The sequence below is a fragment of the Terrisporobacter glycolicus ATCC 14880 = DSM 1288 genome, assembly GCF_036812735.1.
GTDB lineage: Bacteria > Bacillota > Clostridia > Peptostreptococcales > Peptostreptococcaceae > Terrisporobacter > Terrisporobacter glycolicus.
Window position 1 is genome coordinate 2,101,601 of record NZ_CP117523.1, and the last position, 17,452, is coordinate 2,119,052.

Annotated in this window: 12 protein-coding genes; 2 read left to right on the top strand and 10 right to left on the bottom strand. The window is 27.2% G+C overall.

The features are described from left to right. Window positions 1–16 precede the first annotated feature (16 nt). The 4 genes from TEGL_RS10400 to TEGL_RS10415 form a co-directional block, all read right to left on the bottom strand. Window positions 17–679 carry an amino acid ABC transporter permease gene (locus TEGL_RS10400; RefSeq protein WP_018590814.1) on the bottom strand — a complete coding sequence of 221 codons (663 nt, stop codon included), beginning with the start codon at window positions 677–679 and terminating at the stop codon, window positions 17–19. A 24-nt stretch (window positions 680–703) separates the two neighbouring features. Further along, entirely contained in the window at window positions 704–1,516 is an 813-nt protein-coding gene (locus tag TEGL_RS10405) for a transporter substrate-binding domain-containing protein (protein WP_018590813.1), read from the bottom strand. 225 nt (window positions 1,517–1,741) lie between these two features. Continuing rightward, on the bottom strand, window positions 1,742–4,045 hold the full coding sequence (locus TEGL_RS10410) for a sensor histidine kinase (RefSeq protein ID WP_018590812.1): 2,304 nt from the start codon (window positions 4,043–4,045) through the stop codon (window positions 1,742–1,744). A gap of 172 nt (window positions 4,046–4,217) precedes the next feature. Then, the gene (locus TEGL_RS10415) at window positions 4,218–5,132 is read right to left on the bottom strand and encodes an alpha/beta hydrolase fold domain-containing protein (protein ID WP_018590811.1); all 915 of its coding nucleotides are present in this window, start codon (window positions 5,130–5,132) and stop codon (window positions 4,218–4,220) included. Between the two features lie 369 nt (window positions 5,133–5,501). Between TEGL_RS10415 and TEGL_RS10420 the strand changes: the two genes are divergently transcribed. Further along, window positions 5,502–5,936, top strand: coding sequence for a hypothetical protein (locus TEGL_RS10420; RefSeq protein WP_018590810.1), 435 nt, complete (start codon window positions 5,502–5,504; stop codon window positions 5,934–5,936). Between the two features lie 67 nt (window positions 5,937–6,003). On the opposite strand, the gene TEGL_RS10425 is transcribed toward TEGL_RS10420, so the two are convergent. The 5 genes from TEGL_RS10425 to TEGL_RS10445 all read right to left on the bottom strand — a co-directional run bounded on the left by TEGL_RS10425 (window position 6,004) and on the right by TEGL_RS10445 (window position 14,423). After that, the gene (locus tag TEGL_RS10425; protein ID WP_018590809.1) at window positions 6,004–6,603 is read right to left on the bottom strand and encodes a hypothetical protein; all 600 of its coding nucleotides are present in this window, start codon (window positions 6,601–6,603) and stop codon (window positions 6,004–6,006) included. Window positions 6,604–6,828: 225 nt separating this feature from the next. Then, complete coding sequence (locus TEGL_RS10430) at window positions 6,829–9,183, bottom strand: leucine-rich repeat domain-containing protein (protein ID WP_018590808.1); 2,355 nt, start codon at window positions 9,181–9,183, stop codon at window positions 6,829–6,831. 75 nt (window positions 9,184–9,258) lie between these two features. Then, window positions 9,259–11,496 (bottom strand): leucine-rich repeat domain-containing protein, encoded by a 2,238-nt coding sequence (locus tag TEGL_RS10435; protein ID WP_018590807.1) that lies wholly within the window; start codon window positions 11,494–11,496, stop codon window positions 9,259–9,261. 82 nt (window positions 11,497–11,578) lie between these two features. Further along, complete coding sequence (locus tag TEGL_RS10440) at window positions 11,579–13,861, bottom strand: leucine-rich repeat domain-containing protein (protein ID WP_018590806.1); 2,283 nt, start codon at window positions 13,859–13,861, stop codon at window positions 11,579–11,581. 190 nt (window positions 13,862–14,051) lie between these two features. Beyond that, window positions 14,052–14,423 carry a PH domain-containing protein gene (locus tag TEGL_RS10445; protein ID WP_018590805.1) on the bottom strand — a complete coding sequence of 124 codons (372 nt, stop codon included), beginning with the start codon at window positions 14,421–14,423 and terminating at the stop codon, window positions 14,052–14,054. 371 nt (window positions 14,424–14,794) lie between these two features. Here TEGL_RS10445 and TEGL_RS10450 point away from each other — a divergent pair, with 371 nt between their 5' ends. Then, window positions 14,795–16,393, top strand: a complete 1,599-nt coding sequence (locus tag TEGL_RS10450; protein WP_018590804.1) for a peptide chain release factor 3 — start codon at window positions 14,795–14,797, stop codon at window positions 16,391–16,393. Between the two features lie 155 nt (window positions 16,394–16,548). Here TEGL_RS10450 and TEGL_RS10455 read toward each other — a convergent pair whose 3' ends face one another. After that, the gene (locus tag TEGL_RS10455; protein ID WP_018590803.1) at window positions 16,549–17,451 is read right to left on the bottom strand and encodes a sensor histidine kinase; all 903 of its coding nucleotides are present in this window, start codon (window positions 17,449–17,451) and stop codon (window positions 16,549–16,551) included. Window position 17,452: the final 1 nt, after the last annotated feature.

Here is a 17,452-nt window from a genome sequence, read left to right on the forward strand (position 1 = left end):
ACATTTACTATTTCTTCTATTTATAACCCATAGACAATTTTTTCTCCAAAAAACTCTCTACACGTTCTAATACGAGAATAATAATCCAATATATTAACATTAAAATCATATAAGACTCAAAATAATTAAATGTTACAGATGCTCTTAAATTTGCAGTTGCTGTAATTTCTATAACTCCTATGGTAAAAGCTACTGATGTTCCTTTTACTATATCTACTAAATTATTAAATAAAGATGGCAATGCCACTCTTGCTGCCTGAGGTAGTATGATTCTAAACATAGCTTGCATTGGCGTCATTCCATGAGCAATCGCAGCTTCTTTTTGTCCTAGTGGAACTGCTAATAAAGCTCCTCTTATTACTTCCTTCATATACGCAGCTGCGTTAAGAGTAAGACCTATAACACATATGGTGAAAGCTGGTATTTCACGTAGTGAAGGAACAAATGATGGTATCCCAAAATATAACAAAAATAATTGAGGTATTAATGGAGTTCCTCTAAAAAAAGATACATACAAATTACAAATAGGTCTTAATATGGGAACTCTAAAATAATCAATTACTGCTATAACAACAGCAAGTATTAAAGCCGCAACAAAAGATAGTACAGTTAATGATAAAGTAACTGGCAACGCTTCTGTAATTGCCTCTATTACTGATATTGAAAAATTAATATCCATATTATATATCTCCTCAACTTAATACTATTTTGCTGGTTTTTTTGATATATCCATTGAAAACCATTTTTGCGATAATTCTTTTAATGTACCATCGTCTTTCATTTCTTTAATTGCTTTTGAAACAACTTTATTAAGTTCTTCCCCTCTTTCAGTTTTTGTGAAAGGATATGCATTTGTTTCTAAAATATTTGTTTTACCAAGTATTTTTAAATTGTCTACTTCTTTTACAGTTAAGTTACAAGAAGTTTCAGCACGTGGCCATAAATCACATCTTCCAAGTGCCACATCTTGTACAGACATACCATCATAATATGTTCTTTTTAATTTAACTCCATATTCTTTATCTATTGCATCAACTATAGTTTCATCACTTGTATTTGTTTCACATGATATTGACATTCCACTTTTTAAATCATCCATGCTTTTTAATTTTTCATTATCTTTAGCAGCTAATAAACAATAAACATTATATGCATATGGTTCTGAGAAGTTGTATTTTTCTTCTCTCTCAGGTGAAATTGATATTTGCTCTCCAACTGAATCTAATCTTCCATCTTGTAGCATTGCCCACATTCCATCCCATTCCATAACTTTATATTCTATTTTATAACCAGTTCTTTTTCCTATTTCATTCCATACATCATAATCATAACCAGTTAACTTACAATCAACCCCTGATTGGATCCATCCAGGAGTTGTTGCTTCACACCCAACCTTAATAACCTTTTCTGATCCCTCGTTGCTATTTTCTTTAGATTTTTCTTTTGAGCTACATCCTACTAACAGTCCTAGCATTGCTATGCTCAACACTAATAATTTTAAAATTCTTTTTTTCATTTTCTAATTCCCCCTCTGTTTTTAAGTCATTTTTTTACAGTTTATTACAAAAATGTATATATTTTTCATTTTTGCCTGCCAATTTAGTATATCTAAGTCAAATACATATTGTCCAATTGATTATATTAATAAATAATTACTATATATTTATTAAATCTATCTTTAATTTCATTATTTAAATAAAATAAAAAAGCCTAAGCTTTTGCCTAGACTTTTTTATTTTATCTAATAAACATCTGATAATTCTAAAGTTATTCTTTCTTTATCTACATCATAATCTGCTAATCCTTCTTCTAGTTTTATATTTGGAATTTCTATTGTAAATTCGCTACCTATATTTTCACTACTTTCAATATGTATATTCCCTTCTAATAAGTCCACTAATGATTTGACTATATTAAGACCTATGCCACTACCTTCATTTTCTCTTTTTATAGTTTTGTCTACTCTAACAAACTTTTCAAAAATACTATCCAGCTTTTCTTTAGGGATACCAATTCCGTTGTCCTTTACTGTTATGTTAACATAATTATCATCAAAACTTAAATTTACAAATATCTCTCCACCACTTGGAGTATATTTAATTGCGTTGGATAGAAGGTTTAACATTATTCTTTCCATATGTTCTGCGTCACATCTAATTATATGCTCTTCTTCATATGTATCAAATATAATTTCAATATTTTTTTGTTGAGCATATGTTACTACAGATAATGTAACATCTTCACATAGCCTAACTATATCATAATTATTGAACTTAGCATCTTTATAATTGGAGTCAAACTTTGTTAAGTCAATTAAATTAGTAATCATTCTAAGCATTCTATAAAAATTTATTTTCAATCCGTCACTATGTTTTTTATATGCTAGTTTAAAATCATTATCTTCCTTTTTTTCCAAATTTAAATCTAATATTTGTATAATTGAATAAAATATATTTAAAGGTGTTTTTAGCTCATGAGAAAGATTTGCAAAGAAATCAGTTTTTAGTTGTTGATAAACTTTCATTTTTTCATTTTCCTCTTTTAATAACTGCATCTCTTTTCTATAAGTAATATTTCTAGAAATAAGGATCCAACCTTCATCATTAATAGGGGTTCCCAGTGTTTCAACCTCAATAATTTTATTATCCTTACATTTAAATTGTAATTCTTCAAATATTCTTTCATCTTTAAAATTATACTTATTATTATTTACTAAGATATTTCTTAATTTTAAACCTATTATCTCATCTTCTTCATATCCTAATAAATTACATGCCTTTTTATTTGCATACTTAATTCTTTGTTTTTTATCTATTATAATTATTAAGTCACCACTTTTTTCAGTTATAACATCAAATAATTTATTTTTTTCTTCTACCTCTTTCTTTAGTTTTATCATTTCCTTGTTATAATCAATTTGAGCAACGTATATTTCACCATACTCTTTACTTACTTGTGTTTTAATATCTAATAACATTTCATTATTGCAACCTTTGGAAATTACACCTCTCCAGCTTTTACTATTCTTTAGTGATTCTTTTATAAGTAATTTATATTTTTGGTCAAAATTTTCGAATCTATTCTTGCAAACATCGCCCAAGTATTCAAATGATTTCATATTGTTTTCCTTAATTGCATATTGTCTTCTGGCTGTTTTATTTGCATAAATTACCTTCCAATCTTTATTTAAAAAGTACATTTCTATATTCTTAGATTGGTTATCTAATATATTATAAAATACATCTAAATCTTGTTTGTCTTTTAATTTATCTTTCATATTTCCATTACTAATAAATAATAATCCTGTACTATATATAATTAACCCAAGATACATTATTATTAAAGCCAAAGTTGCATATTTGTTGTTTTCCATATTACTACTATAGTACATTACTGTTGAAACGTTTTTTACACATCTACTAAGTAAAAAAACTGTCCATAAAACATATAAATAATCCTTTGAAATTTTAAATCTTTTTAAATATATAACTGATACATACAAATAAATTATGTTCGAAAAAAGAAATAGTATTTGTATATCATTATTTTGTATTATATTTTCAACATTAAAAAAACTTAACTCTATAAGTGATAATATAAAACAGATTAATATAACACATGTGGCAAAGGGAACCTTTTTTTTAATAATTTCATTTTTAAATTTTGTGTTGGGTGTTACAGTCATTAATATGAGTATTTTATTAACAATGAATGAATTAAGCAATAAATTTTCGTCTTGAATATTAACCCAAATTGTTTGATTTGCAAAATGTAATAGAAATGATAAAATAAAGCAAATTAAATAGAAGATCATATCTTTATCTTTATTTTTATTTAATTTATAATAGTGTAATGATGAAACTATAGCTACAAAATACATAACTAGAGATATCACTGATGCTAAAGTAACTACATTTTCATTTTTCATATCAATGTTTAATGTTGCGTCATCCATTCCTAAAATCATAAAAAATATTATTAAGATTGCTATATATATAATAAAATTAATAACAGTTGATTTACTTCTTCTTACATTGTAATTCATATATTACCTCCAAATAATTTCTTCATCTCATGTATATATTTTTGCTTTATACAATTAATTTGCTTTTTATATGAATTTTCCTTCAAAAAATATAAATTTGTTAGAATTATCTTAACTTTTTTAGTCTATAAATACAAAAAAGCTCCCAAAAGAGAGCTTTTTGTTTACATAACTAAACAACATGTTCTTTAATAAACTGAATCGCCGACATAACAGATTTATATAACTTTCCGCTTATAAAGTTTTCCTTCATTTTGTTAGATAAAGTCTGAGATTTAAGTGGCATATATTTTAGCAAGAAATAAAGTTCTACAAAGCCAGCTTCCATTTCACTGTAGTTTTGGCAATATACTTCTGTTCCGCTGCTTTGTAGCATTTTTGCATATTTTTCACTTTCATAACTTAAATTATCTTCTTCTCCACAAATTATTATTGTCTTTGGCATACCTTTTAATTCTTCCTGCGAAGCATAAATAGGCGATACAAAAGGATTTTTTAGTTCTGCCACGTCATTTACATATTTATCAGGAGTTATAAAATCCCCACATATATTTTTATTTATGCTTGTAGTTAAATCTAAATAAGGATAATTTAATATTTGTGTTTTTATATAATTAGTGTTGTTAGCTCTATCAAGAAGAGCTGCTGATGTGGCAAAATTAGCACCAATGCTACTTCCAAATATTATTACCTTATTTGTATTAAAATCAAGCTGTGATGCATTCTCCATAAAATAGCAAATCACATCATAAACATCATTTATAGCACATGGAAACTTGCTTTTTCTAAAATTCTTATATGATATAGAAACTACATTACACTCAAACTCACTATGGATCATATGCCAAAATAAATCGTCATAATAATAGTTGTCCGTAGTAAATTCACCACCATAAACTCCAAATATAATAGGTGCGTTTTTTTTCTTTGCTTTGTAATAAGTTACTTCTATTTTATGTCCATTGAGAGGTAGATATATGGGTTTTCCACTTATACATATTGGTTCAGATTTCTTTGCTTTATTATTAGATATTTTTTTTATCTGTTCTTCCATTTCTTCATATACTGGGATTAGTTCTTGTTTCATTTTACTCCTCCTCTACTTCTATCTTTTTTACTGCAAGTTAATTATCTGCTGTATGTGTGTTTAAGTATATTAAACTACATTTACCTTAAATAATCCTTAAATAATTCTTAAGTTTGCATTTCCTTAGAAGTAAAAAGACCATAAAAGTTATTATAGCGTAGGGCTATCTATATACCTTCATGGCCTGCTTTTATGTATGTTTATAGTTTTCAATCAATTATTCTTCATATTAATTAACTTCGATTTTTATTTATAAAACCCTTTTATTTGTTGTTAAATTCATATAAAAATTTCCATCATATGGACAGTATCTTAGTATATAAATTTAATCATTTAAAGAAATACTATACTTAAAAGGAGGTTATTAAATTGAAAAAAATAAAATTTTTACTACTTAGCTTTTTCTTTTTTGTACTTATTTTTCCAGGTAATGCATTTGGTGAATCTTTAGATTTTACATCAAATCATATTGAAATAAAAAATGATGAAGCTCTGACAAATGAACATAGCTATCCTGTGCTTAGAGTTAGAAATAACACAGATATGGATTTAGATGTGACATATAGCTTCTATATAAAGGAGACTGATTCATCTCATTTCCATAATAGCTTTCTTGTTAAAGCAGGTGAAGAAAAAATCTTGAAGGTTCCAGAGCTATCTCATTTAGGTTCTACAAATAAGACTAGAACTATTTGGTTTAACTGGAGTGAGCCAGATGAATTAAAACCACTACAAAATCAAATAGAAACAATACCTTTTAAATCAAAGGACTCTCACGAAACACAACTTGGTTTTAATTATTAAAAATAGAGGGTGTATCTTTTTTGATACACCCTGATTCTTCTTTATTATTTTATATATATTTTTTACTTTAATTGTAATTCCAGTCAAATCCACAATCTTTACAATATCCTTCTTTGTCATTTTTTATATTTAGGTTACTTTTTCCACAAGATGGACATATGCCTTTCTCTATATAATAAATATCTGGTTTTGGAAGAGGTTTATTTTCTTCTTTATCTTTGCTTTCATAGGCTTTTCCATCTGCTACACATTGTGTCCAACCGTTGTCAAAACCTTTAGCATATCCTCTGTCATAATCGTTTTTTATAGATCCGTTCCATTCATTGTCGTTTATTTGAGCTTTATAATAACCATCTTTGTATCCCTGTTTGTAGCCTTTGTCATATTCACTTTCTTCCTTTTTATTTGAAGTATCGCTTGTCTCTGTTTTTTTATTGTCACTTTCAGTATCTTTTTCTTCTTTTTTGATTTCTGGTTTTTGGCTTAGCCATTTTGTTTCTTTTCCACAATCTTTACAGTATTTGCTTTCTTCTTTTGATTCAGCTGCACATTCACTGCAATAGACTGTTTTTTCTTCTTTTGATGTTTCTTCTGTTTTCACATTACTTTGTGCGCAACCTGTGCTTATACTTAATACTACTATTAACGCTAATATTAATTTTTTCATGTCATACACTCCCTCATAATTTAAAGTACTCTTTTTACAAATTTATGTAATTATATAATAGCAGATTTTTTATAAAATACAAAATATGTATATAGTTATTAATAAATTAATATAGAATTAAGTTAAAATAATAAACTTAGATAATGTTTAAGGGGTGTATCTTTTTTGATACACCCTTATAAGTGAAACTTTTGCAATTATTTTCTAAATAACTTATCATATTTTCTACTCAATTAGATTTTTATCAAGTGGATAGATTCTATTTGAACAATTAGACCATGTTGGTGCCTTTTTGTACAGTTCAAGACTTTGTCTAGGCACGTAGTAGTCAAAATAACAAAATAAGCCTTCATCATATACAGGTGGTATAATAGCATTTATAAATATCTGTGAATTTTCACGAGGAGATATTCCATATCTATCAATATGTTTTAATTCTTTTCCTAAATTAATCTTTTTAATAGTTGAGCTTCTATAAATTGCCATCTCACCTATAAATTTTACTGAGTCTAAGTGTATTTCTTCTAAAGCTCTACAATCGAAAAAACAATTCTTTCCTATTTTATTAACTTTTTCAAAATATATCTTTTTTATGGAATCACAATACATAAAGCAACTATCCCCTAAAATTTGTATATTATCTTCGTTATCCTTATTAATTATATTACTTAAATTTTCGCATCTATAAAAAGCATATGAATCTAGTTTTCTAAGATTTTCATGAGTATAAATTTTTCGCAAATTCTTACAGTCTAAAAATGCCGCAAAGCCTACTTTTTTTACTGAAGCAGGTATTTCATACTCTTCACTTAATCTTCCCTGTGGATAGGCTATTAGAGTTGTTATGTTCTTATTAAACAAAACTCCATCTATGGATTTCAAATAAGGATTATCATCTGATACATATATATTTTTCAAATTTTTTGATGATGATAATGCATAATTAGTTATTCCTTTTATATCATCTTTTAAATATAGGTCATCATCATTACCTAAATATTGAACTAGCATATTATCCTTTATGGCAAGATCATTTTCTATAATATCATTTTCATAAATACTATCGCTAACTACACTCCATCCATCTGTTGATTTATAAGTTTCTACTTTTTCTTTAGGTACATATATTCTAAGTCCTCGAAGCTGAACATCAAAAGTATATTCATCAACATTTGTTGGATTTATCATATATGAATATAATATTCTTAAATTTTTAGCTCCAAAAAACAATCTACTAGTTGATATGTTTTCTATTGTTTCATCTATAGTAAATCGATCATCTTCTTTGGCAAGGGGATAAGATACTAAAGTATTTTCTTCTTTATTATATAAAACTCCATCTACTTCCTTGAAATATCTATTCTTTTCATTCACTGTAATCTCTTTTAATTTTCTTGAGTAAGCAAAAATATTATTTTCTATATGTTCTACATTTTCTGGTATATTAATATGACTCAATGCACAACCCCAAAAGGCAAGGGCATCTATATTTGTGGTAGTTTTAGGTATGGTGAATTCTTTCATTTTAGTAAAGAATGCCATTGTATGAAAACCTATATTTTTTAATTTACTATTTTCACTAAATACTATTTTCTCCAATGAAGATGGCTGATAGCTGTCATATCTGTCCCACCATCTTGTATTTCCTCCAATAGCAGATCTTTCAATAGTTTGTAAACTATCTGGCATTATAAATTCTTTCACATTTGTATTACAAGATAGAGCCATATATTTTATTATTTTTAAATGTTTTGGTAAGATAATACTTAGTAGATGTGTACCTGTAGCGTTATAGGTATTTCCCCAAAAAGCCGTTTTACCTATTACAGTTATTGTCTTTTTCTTATAATAACTAGGCATTACTAAATGTCTTGGCAGTGTTAGAAACTTTATAATTTTTTCTTCATAACTTTCATTATCCGTATCATATACAATATCACATATAGTGTAGCTTTCATTATCATCATTTAGTAAAAATATAAAATGACCTAAATTTGATGGAATATTTTGTGGTAGTGGATAAATACTCTCTTTATAAATACTCCAACCCTTACTATTTTTATATTCGCATATAGAATTTTTATCCACATGTATATTCATGCTCTCACTTATTTTACAAAATACATCTTTTCCTAAAACTATAATATCTTTTCCAGTTATATATATTTCTTCTAACTTAGCACAATTGTAAAATGCTCCATCTCCAATTACTTTAAGGTTTTCAGGTAGAATTATGCTTTGTAGTTCACTACAATTTTTAAATGAATTTATCCCTATTCTTTTTAACAAACTGTTTTCTTCAAAGTCTACTACTAGTAAGTTTATACATCCACTAAAAGCTCCTCCACTTTCTATATTTACTATACTATTTGGTATAACAATTTTTTTAAGGTTTTTACAATTACTAAAACCAGCCTTTTGTATAGTTGTAATTGGTAAATTATTATATTCATTTGGCAAAGTTATATATTTAGGAATATTATTTACATTTTTAGCCCCTATGGAATAGGATTTTCCATCTTCTAGAAGTTCATATTTAAAATAATCCTCATCATTAGTAATATTAAGTTTTTCATTCATGATTTTTCTCTCCTTCAAATAAAAAGTAAATGAAATTTCACATACTTATGATTTATCTAGTAAAATATTATAATATTAATCCATAGGTAAAATTTTTGATGAATGCTCTTGCCAAAATGGTGAGTTTTTATATAAATCCAAACTTTCTCTTGGAACATATATTGTTTTAAATCCTCTATTATCCTGATGAACTGTTGGTGGAGTTAAGGCATAAATATAAAGTATTATATCACTTGGCAATCCATTTTTTCCAATATACTGAATATTTTCACCTAATACTACTTCACTAATATTCATAAAATAATATGGTATCCAATGGTCATCATCTGTTATATAAACTTTCTCACGACTAAAAATGTTATCCTCTAATATTTCTATAGAGTTTAGATTTATTTTCCCGCTTAGATTACAGTAATAAAATGCAAAACTTCCTATTTTCTTTATATTTTCTAAATTTATCTTTTCCAAGTTAAAACATGATCCAAAAGCATATTCACTAATTTCTTTCACATTTTCTCCTAAAGTTATACTTCTCAGGTTTTCTCCTCCTACAAAAGCACCTATTCCCAGCTTTTTAACAGAGTTTGGTACTTTATATTCTTTAGCTTCTTTTGTTTGCCCATATCTAATTAATTCACTTTTATCAAAATTAAATAAAACTCCATCTTCTGATTTTAAGCTGGTATTTTGAGAATCAACATATATATTTTTAATTGTTTTATCTTGTCCTAGTGCGTAAGGCCCTATTTTTTCTATATCTTTTGGTATTATTATATCTTCCTTACTATCTATCCATTGTATTAGTGTATTATCTATTTTTGCTATTCCATCTTTTATAATGCTTTGTGGAAATATATTATTGGCATAATACTCCCATTGTATTGCTTTTTTATATTCATTAACAACTTCATCTGGTACATAAATCTTTGTACTTTGAAGCTTAGTAGACATTTCTGGAGTATCATAAAGAAATCTAGGAACTATTTTAGAATTAATATAAATCACCCTCAAATTTTTACTTTGGTAAAAGGTACTCCTACCATAAATTACTCTTACAAAGTCTGGCATAGTGTATATGTCACTATCTGTAGCCGGTGGATAAACATCTAAAGCATTGTTACTGTATAGTGCATCATCAACTTTATAATAAGTTGTATTTGCTGGGTCTACTACAATATTTTTTATTTCACTTGCCATCATAAAAGCATTATCTCCAATATATTCAACTTTTTTGCCTATATAAATAGATTCCAAACTAGATGCACTGAAAGCATAACTTCCTATATGAGTTAATGTTTTTGGAAAATTGAATTCTTTTAGTTCTATATTTGCATGAAAAGCAGAAATTCCTATAAAAGATAATTTACTATTGTCACCAATAATTACTTTTTCTAGCTTTGAACGGCTTGCTGGACGTGTAATAGATGGTGGTCTAAAAAATGTCAACATATGTCCAAACGCCCTACTTTCTATTATTTCTAAACTATCAGGAAGCTCCAATTCTTTAACAATACAACCCCAAAAGGCACTTTTTCCTATAACTTTTAAATACTTAGGAAGTTTCAAACTTTCAAGCTGTAGTTGAAAATAAAATCCTTTTTCATCTATTATAGTTACTGGTAAATTTTTATAGAAGGATGGTAAAACTAAATTTTTCATCATTTTTTCTTTGTCTTTAAGGTAAATAATATAACTTTTTTTATCATCATTTAATTTAAACTTAAAATATCCTAAGTCTGTTGGTATATATTTTGGAAGTGGCAAAATGTTTATATTTAATTTTAAACAATAAACATTTTCTTTCCATTCATTTATGTTCTCATCTGATAAATATATATTTAAATTTGGATTTACACAACAAGTAAACAATTGGCCTATTGGTGAAAAATATTTTTTTGTTGTAATATACAACTCTGTTAAATTACCACATCCTTCAAAAATATTTTCTTCCATATTTATTACACTTTCTGGTATTATAATACTTTCTAGCTGTGAACAGTCTTTAAAAGTTGCATGACCAATATATTTTAAATCACTATTTTTTTCAAACAAAACTAAAGATAAATTACTACATCCTTTAAATGCTCCATAACTATTAATAGATTTTATTGTATTTGGTATAAAAACTGAAATGATATTTTCACAATTAGCAAAACCTTTTGATTCAATATGTGTAACTGGTAATCCATTATATTCTTTTGGTATTTCTATATCATTTGGAATGTCTAAAGTTATGTTTAAAGAAATGCTATAAGCACTTTTATTAGGAAGTAACTTATATTTGAAGATTGATTCTTCTATATTTTCATTCATATTATATCTCCTTTTAATAAATTTACCTAAATCTTATAAATTATCATTTGTTGGAAACATATTTAGACTGATTATTATCACATTATTCAATAGGATAAATTATTTTTTTGTAATTTTGCCAGTCAGGTGAGTTTTTATATAAATCCAAACTTTTTTTAGGAACATATATTTTTTTAAATTCATAATACGATTTTATAAGAGTCGGTGGTCTTAGTGCATAAATATAAATGGTAGGATTCGTTGGTAAAGCATTTTTTCCAATGTATTTAATATTTTTACCAAGTATTACTTCACTAATATTCATAGTATAGTTAACACCTATGCCACTGTCTTCTCTAATATAAAATTCATCACGTTTAAAAATATTTTCCTCTAGTATTTCTATGGACTTTAGATTTATTTTTCCACTTAAATTACAATAATAAAAAGCAAGCTTACCTATTTTCTTTACATTTTCTAAATTTATTTTTGATAAGTTAAAGCAAGATCCAAAGGCATATTCCCCAATTTCTTCTACTCTCTCACCTAAGGTTATCCTTCTTAGGTTTTCTCCTCCTATAAATGATCCTATTCCTAACTTTTTCACTAAATTTGGTACTTTGTACTCCTCTTCTTCTCTTGTTTGTGGATATCTTATTAATTCAGATCTATCTCTATTAAACAAAATCCCATTTTGAGATTTAAAACTTGTATTTTGTAAATCTACATATATATTTTTAATTTTTTTATCCTCTCCAAGAGCATAAGGGCCTATTCTTTTTATGTCTTTTGGTATAGTTATATCTTCTTTACTATCTATCCATTGTATTAATGTATTATCTATTTTTGCTATTCCATCTTTTATAATGCTTTGAGGATATATAATATTAGCATATTTTTTCCATTGAATTGAGTTTTTATATTCATTTAAAACCTTATCTGGTACATAAATTTTTGTACTTTGAAGATTCGTATATAAATCCACATTATCATAAAAAAATCTAGGTAGCATGTTCCCATTAATATATAATACCCTTAAATTTTTGCATCTTGATAAAACATATCTTCCTTGTATTACCCTTATATAATTGGCAATCGTATATATATCTTCTTCTCTTGATGATGGATAAGATTCTATAGCTGTAAAATTTTCATCGTTTGTATCAGGGTTACTGCATAGTACACCATCTACATTAGAGTAAACTGTATTTTCTGGATCTACTATGAAATTTTTCAATTCAGTTGTGAATCTAAAAGCTTGACTTCCTATATATTCTACTTTTTTTCCTATATATATAGATTCTAAACCTGCACCACTAAATGACCAGCTTCCTATATAAGTTAGTGATTTTGGAAAATTAAACTCTTTTAATCTAGGATGTCCACTAAAAGCTCCCCTTCCTATAAAGGATAGCTTACTCTTATCACTAATTATGACTTTTTCCAATTGTGATCTACTTCCTGGAAGTGAAACAGATGGAGAGTTAAAATAAATCATAAAATCCATAAATGCCATTTGTTCAATTGTCTCTAAACTATCTGGAATTTCTAGTTCTTTAATATGAAAATTTGAAAAAGCTTGTTTTTTAATTATTTTCAATTTTTCAGGAAGTTTTAAACTTTCCATATAAATATTATTGTAAAAAGCATTTTCACCAATTATAGTTATTGGCATGTCATTATAATATGATGGTAGTATTAAGTTTTTAATTTCTCTTTGAGGGTATTTTCCATATATAGTATAACTTTTTTCATCTTCATTTAATTCAAATATGAAAAAGCCTAAATCGGTAGGTATAAAGTCTGGAAGTGAAACAACATTAATATTTGAATCAAAACATTGTAAATAATCTTTCCATTCATCAATATTTTCATTAGATAAATATATATTTAATTTTGATAATTTATTACAAATTTTAAATTTTTTTGGTTGCAAATACACTTTTGATGTAATATATATTTCTTTTAAATTTGTACAACAATCAAATGCATTTTCTTCTATATTTGTGACACTTGATGGAATTACTATACTTTCCAATTCTTTACAGTTTTTAAATGTAGCTTTGCCAATACTTTTTAAGTCACTGTTTTTTTCAAATAAAACTAAAGATAAATTGCTACATCCTTCAAATGCTCCATAACTATTTATGGATTTTATAGTATTTGGTATAAAAACAGAGCGTATATTTTTACAATTATAAAAACCTTTTGATTTAATTTGTGTGACAGGTAAGTTATTGTATTCTCTAGGTATAACAATATCTCCATATAATGTAGAGATATCTTTTGCCCCTATGATATAAGAATCCTTGCTACATGTAAGACTAAAGTTGAAGTAATCATAATATTCACTAGTATTTATATTATATATATCATTATCTTTCATGATTCTACTCCTTATAATATATTTAAGCATAATTACTTATTATATTTATATGTTAGAAGTATGTATTTTGTCACTTTTTATTGATTTATCAAAGAAAATAAAAGGTGCATCTTGTTTTTTAGTAAGATGAAATCCTTACAATTAAAATAAGCCAAGTCATTGTAATGACTTGGCTTATTTTAGACTTTTTCTATTTAAATACTGCTTCAGCTATTAATCTATCAAATTTTCTAATATCTACACCTTTTTGTAGATTTATTTTTATATGACCTGCTCTTGTCCATAATTCAACTTCTGCATTTAAATCAAATAGTTTACCTGCGTTTTCAGTTGACCACATGTTTATTGATGAATATGGTAAAGAATATATTTCTACTTTTTTACCTGTTAATCCTTGTGCATCTCTTACTATTAATCTTTTGTTAGTAAAAATTGCACTATCTCTAAGTGTTTTGTATGCTGCAACTGCTGTTTCTCCTTGTACTAATACGTCTTCTACATCTCCTGGTATTGGACATTCACTCACAAAAGTCCATTGTAATATATTTGTTGTATCTGCCATAATTGTTCCCCTTCAAGTAAATAATATTTATTTACATTATATCAAATTATAGAATAAAAAAATACATTAATTTTTTCCATATCTTAAACCGATAACAATGTTAATTTTATACTAGTTTAATAAACATTTGACGTTTTTACACCTTCTACTTTTTCAGGTAAGATGTTCAAATTCTCCTCAGTGCATGTATTCTAGACTATATCCTTTCATTTTGTTACCTATTATATATTGACAGTTTTTAATTAAAGTTATAATATCAATTAGTATTGTAGTTTTTTTAGTACATATATAGTTATGTTCATCTTAAAACTACTATTAAATATATTTTTATATTTGCATAATCATAAAATTAAAATAAAGGATGATAAAAAATGACAGAACAAAATATAAACTTGATTAATGAGGTTAAAAGAAGAAGAACCTTTGCAATCATTTCCCATCCCGATGCAGGAAAAACTACATTAACTGAAAAGTTTCTATTATATGGTGGAGCAATTCGTGAAGCAGGATCTGTTAAATCAAGAAGATCTCAAAAACATGCAGTATCTGACTGGATGGAAATAGAAAAACAAAGAGGTATATCTGTTGCATCAAGTGTTCTTCAATTTGAATATGATAACTTTTGTATAAATATTCTTGATACTCCAGGACATCAAGATTTCAGTGAAGACACTTATAGAACTCTTATGGCTGCAGACTCTGCAGTAATGGTTATTGACTCTGCTAAAGGGGTTGAGGATCAAACAAAGAAATTATTCCATGTTTGTAAAATGAGAGGAATTCCAATATTCACTTTTATCAATAAAATGGACCGTCAAGGTAAAGACCCATTTGAACTACTTGAAGATATTGAAAATGTTCTAGGAATCCGTTCTTGTCCAGTAAACTGGCCAATTGGTTCTGGTAAAGAGTTCAAAGGTGTATTTAACCGTCACAAAAACCAAGTTGAAGTATTTGATGATGGTAACCATGGACAAGCTATTGCTAATTGTATAACTGGAGATCCATCTGATGAGAAATTTAATGATTTATTAGGTAATGATCTTCACGAAAAACTACTTGAAGATATTGAACTTTTAGATATCGCTGGAGATAATTTTGACCTAGATACAATATTAAAGGGTGAATTAACACCAGTATTCTTTGGAAGTGCCCTTACTAACTTTGGTGTGGAGCCATTTTTGGAGTCATTCCTAGATATAACAGCACCACCAAGTCCTCGTAGCAGTAATTTAGGTGAGATTGATCCTAACTCTGAGAATTTCTCAGGATTTATATTCAAAATTCAAGCTAATATGGATAAAAATCATAGAGATAGAATTGCATTCCTTAGAATTTGCTCTGGTAAATTTGAAAAAGGTATGACAGTAAATCATGTACAAAGAGGTAAAAAAGTTAAGCTTTCTCAACCTCAACAGTTTGTAGCACAAGACCGTGTTATAATAGACTCTGCTTACCCAGGTGACATTATAGGTATACATGACCCAGGAATATTTAATATTGGTGATACATTAAGTGAAAAACAATCAAATTTAGAGTATTCTGGTATACCACAATTTGCTCCTGAGCACTTTATGAAAATATCTACAAAAAATGCTCTTAAAAGAAAGCAGTTCGTAAAAGGTCTTACACAATTAGCTGAGGAAGGTGCTATACAAGTTTATAAACAACCTAACGGTGGTATGGAAGAACTTATTGTAGGGGTTGTTGGTGTGCTTCAGTTTGAAGTTTTAGAATATCGTCTAAAACAAGAATACGGTGTTGATATATTAATGTACGGACTACCTTACAGTCATGTACGTTGGATTGAAAATGACCTTTCTAAATTTGGTAAACTTACAATGCCAATGGATACACTATTAGTGGAAGATAAAAATAGAAATCCAGTAGTGTTATTCGCAAATGAATGGTCTGTTAGAACACTAATGGATAGAAATGAAGGTTTAGTTTTAAGAGAAACTTCTTTATAAAAAATAAATTAAAAAGTCGAAAATATATTTGATATATGTTTTCGACTTTTTAATATTAGATAAAAATATTGATATTTAATTCTTAATTTATACTTATTCACTCTTTTCTTTCACTGACTGTACTTCCTCTACAGTCAGTTCTGCTTTGTTTACTATCATCTTTGCGGAAAAACATCTGGCAACTGAATGCAAATACTTAATATACCATTTGTGTATTGTGCAACTATTTTTCCGTTCATTTGTTCCATTAATATCTTGGCAATAGACAATCCTAGACCTGTTGACTTTCTAGCGTCCTCTACTGTATAGAAGCGGTCAAAAAGTTTTGCGACTTGTGTTTCAGTCAATCCTGAAGCATGATTTGAAAATACTATCTGTCCATCTTCGTATAAGATAATATGCAAATCTCCATCGCTATACTTCACTATATTACTCAATATATTTTCAAAAACACGAGAGATTGCATTTCTGTTAAGAAAACACACCACATTTTTCTGTGGAATCACTATATCTGGAATGATATTACAATTCTTTATTACTGCATAATAAGATGCAATACTTTCTTCCAAAAGATTATTCACAATTACAGATTCAACAGAAATATGCTCCACGTTAGAAGCAGTAACTGTGTAGTGAAACAATTCTTCTGTCAGATTCTTTAAAACCACTATGCGGTTCTCAATTTTGCTTAAGTATTTATTTATTAAATCGGATTTTTCCTCGTGCTTTAGTAAATCTAAATACGCATAGATTGCAGTCAGTGGTGTTCTCAAATCATGCGAAATATTTGTGATTGCATCTTTAAGCTCTTTGTCGCCTTGATAAAAATGCTGGCGTTGCTTATAAAGTTCTTCCAGCTGCATATTGACGCTATTTGCTAATTCTCGCATACAATTATCATGACTAGATATGTCTATTATTGTATTTGTTTCATGCTCTGCTTTTTCTACTAAACCGATTTTAATTTCTTTAGCTGATTTTCTCAAAAGATAAATTCTTATTGCAAAAAAAATATTTATACTTAGACTTACAATTAACAAACATATCTTAATTTCCATA

What these genes read in the sequence shown, in the direction of transcription:
- TEGL_RS10400 (WP_018590814.1), bottom strand. Translation starts at nt 679, where the DNA reads ATGGATATTAATTTTTCAATATCAGTAATAGAGGCAATTACAGAAGCG.
- TEGL_RS10405 (WP_018590813.1), bottom strand. Translation starts at nt 1,516, where the DNA reads ATGAAAAAAAGAATTTTAAAATTATTAGTGTTGAGCATAGCAATGCTA.
- TEGL_RS10410 (WP_018590812.1), bottom strand. Translation starts at nt 4,045, where the DNA reads ATGAATTACAATGTAAGAAGAAGTAAATCAACTGTTATTAATTTTATT.
- TEGL_RS10415 (WP_018590811.1), bottom strand. Translation starts at nt 5,132, where the DNA reads ATGAAACAAGAACTAATCCCAGTATATGAAGAAATGGAAGAACAGATA.
- TEGL_RS10425 (WP_018590809.1), bottom strand. Translation starts at nt 6,603, where the DNA reads ATGAAAAAATTAATATTAGCGTTAATAGTAGTATTAAGTATAAGCACA.
- TEGL_RS10430 (WP_018590808.1), bottom strand. Translation starts at nt 9,183, where the DNA reads ATGAATGAAAAACTTAATATTACTAATGATGAGGATTATTTTAAATAT.
- TEGL_RS10435 (WP_018590807.1), bottom strand. Translation starts at nt 11,496, where the DNA reads ATGAATGAAAATATAGAAGAATCAATCTTCAAATATAAGTTACTTCCT.
- TEGL_RS10440 (WP_018590806.1), bottom strand. Translation starts at nt 13,861, where the DNA reads ATGAAAGATAATGATATATATAATATAAATACTAGTGAATATTATGAT.
- TEGL_RS10445 (WP_018590805.1), bottom strand. Translation starts at nt 14,423, where the DNA reads ATGGCAGATACAACAAATATATTACAATGGACTTTTGTGAGTGAATGT.
- TEGL_RS10450 (WP_018590804.1), top strand. Translation starts at nt 14,795, where the DNA reads ATGACAGAACAAAATATAAACTTGATTAATGAGGTTAAAAGAAGAAGA.
- TEGL_RS10455 (WP_018590803.1), bottom strand. Translation starts at nt 17,451, where the DNA reads ATGGAAATTAAGATATGTTTGTTAATTGTAAGTCTAAGTATAAATATT.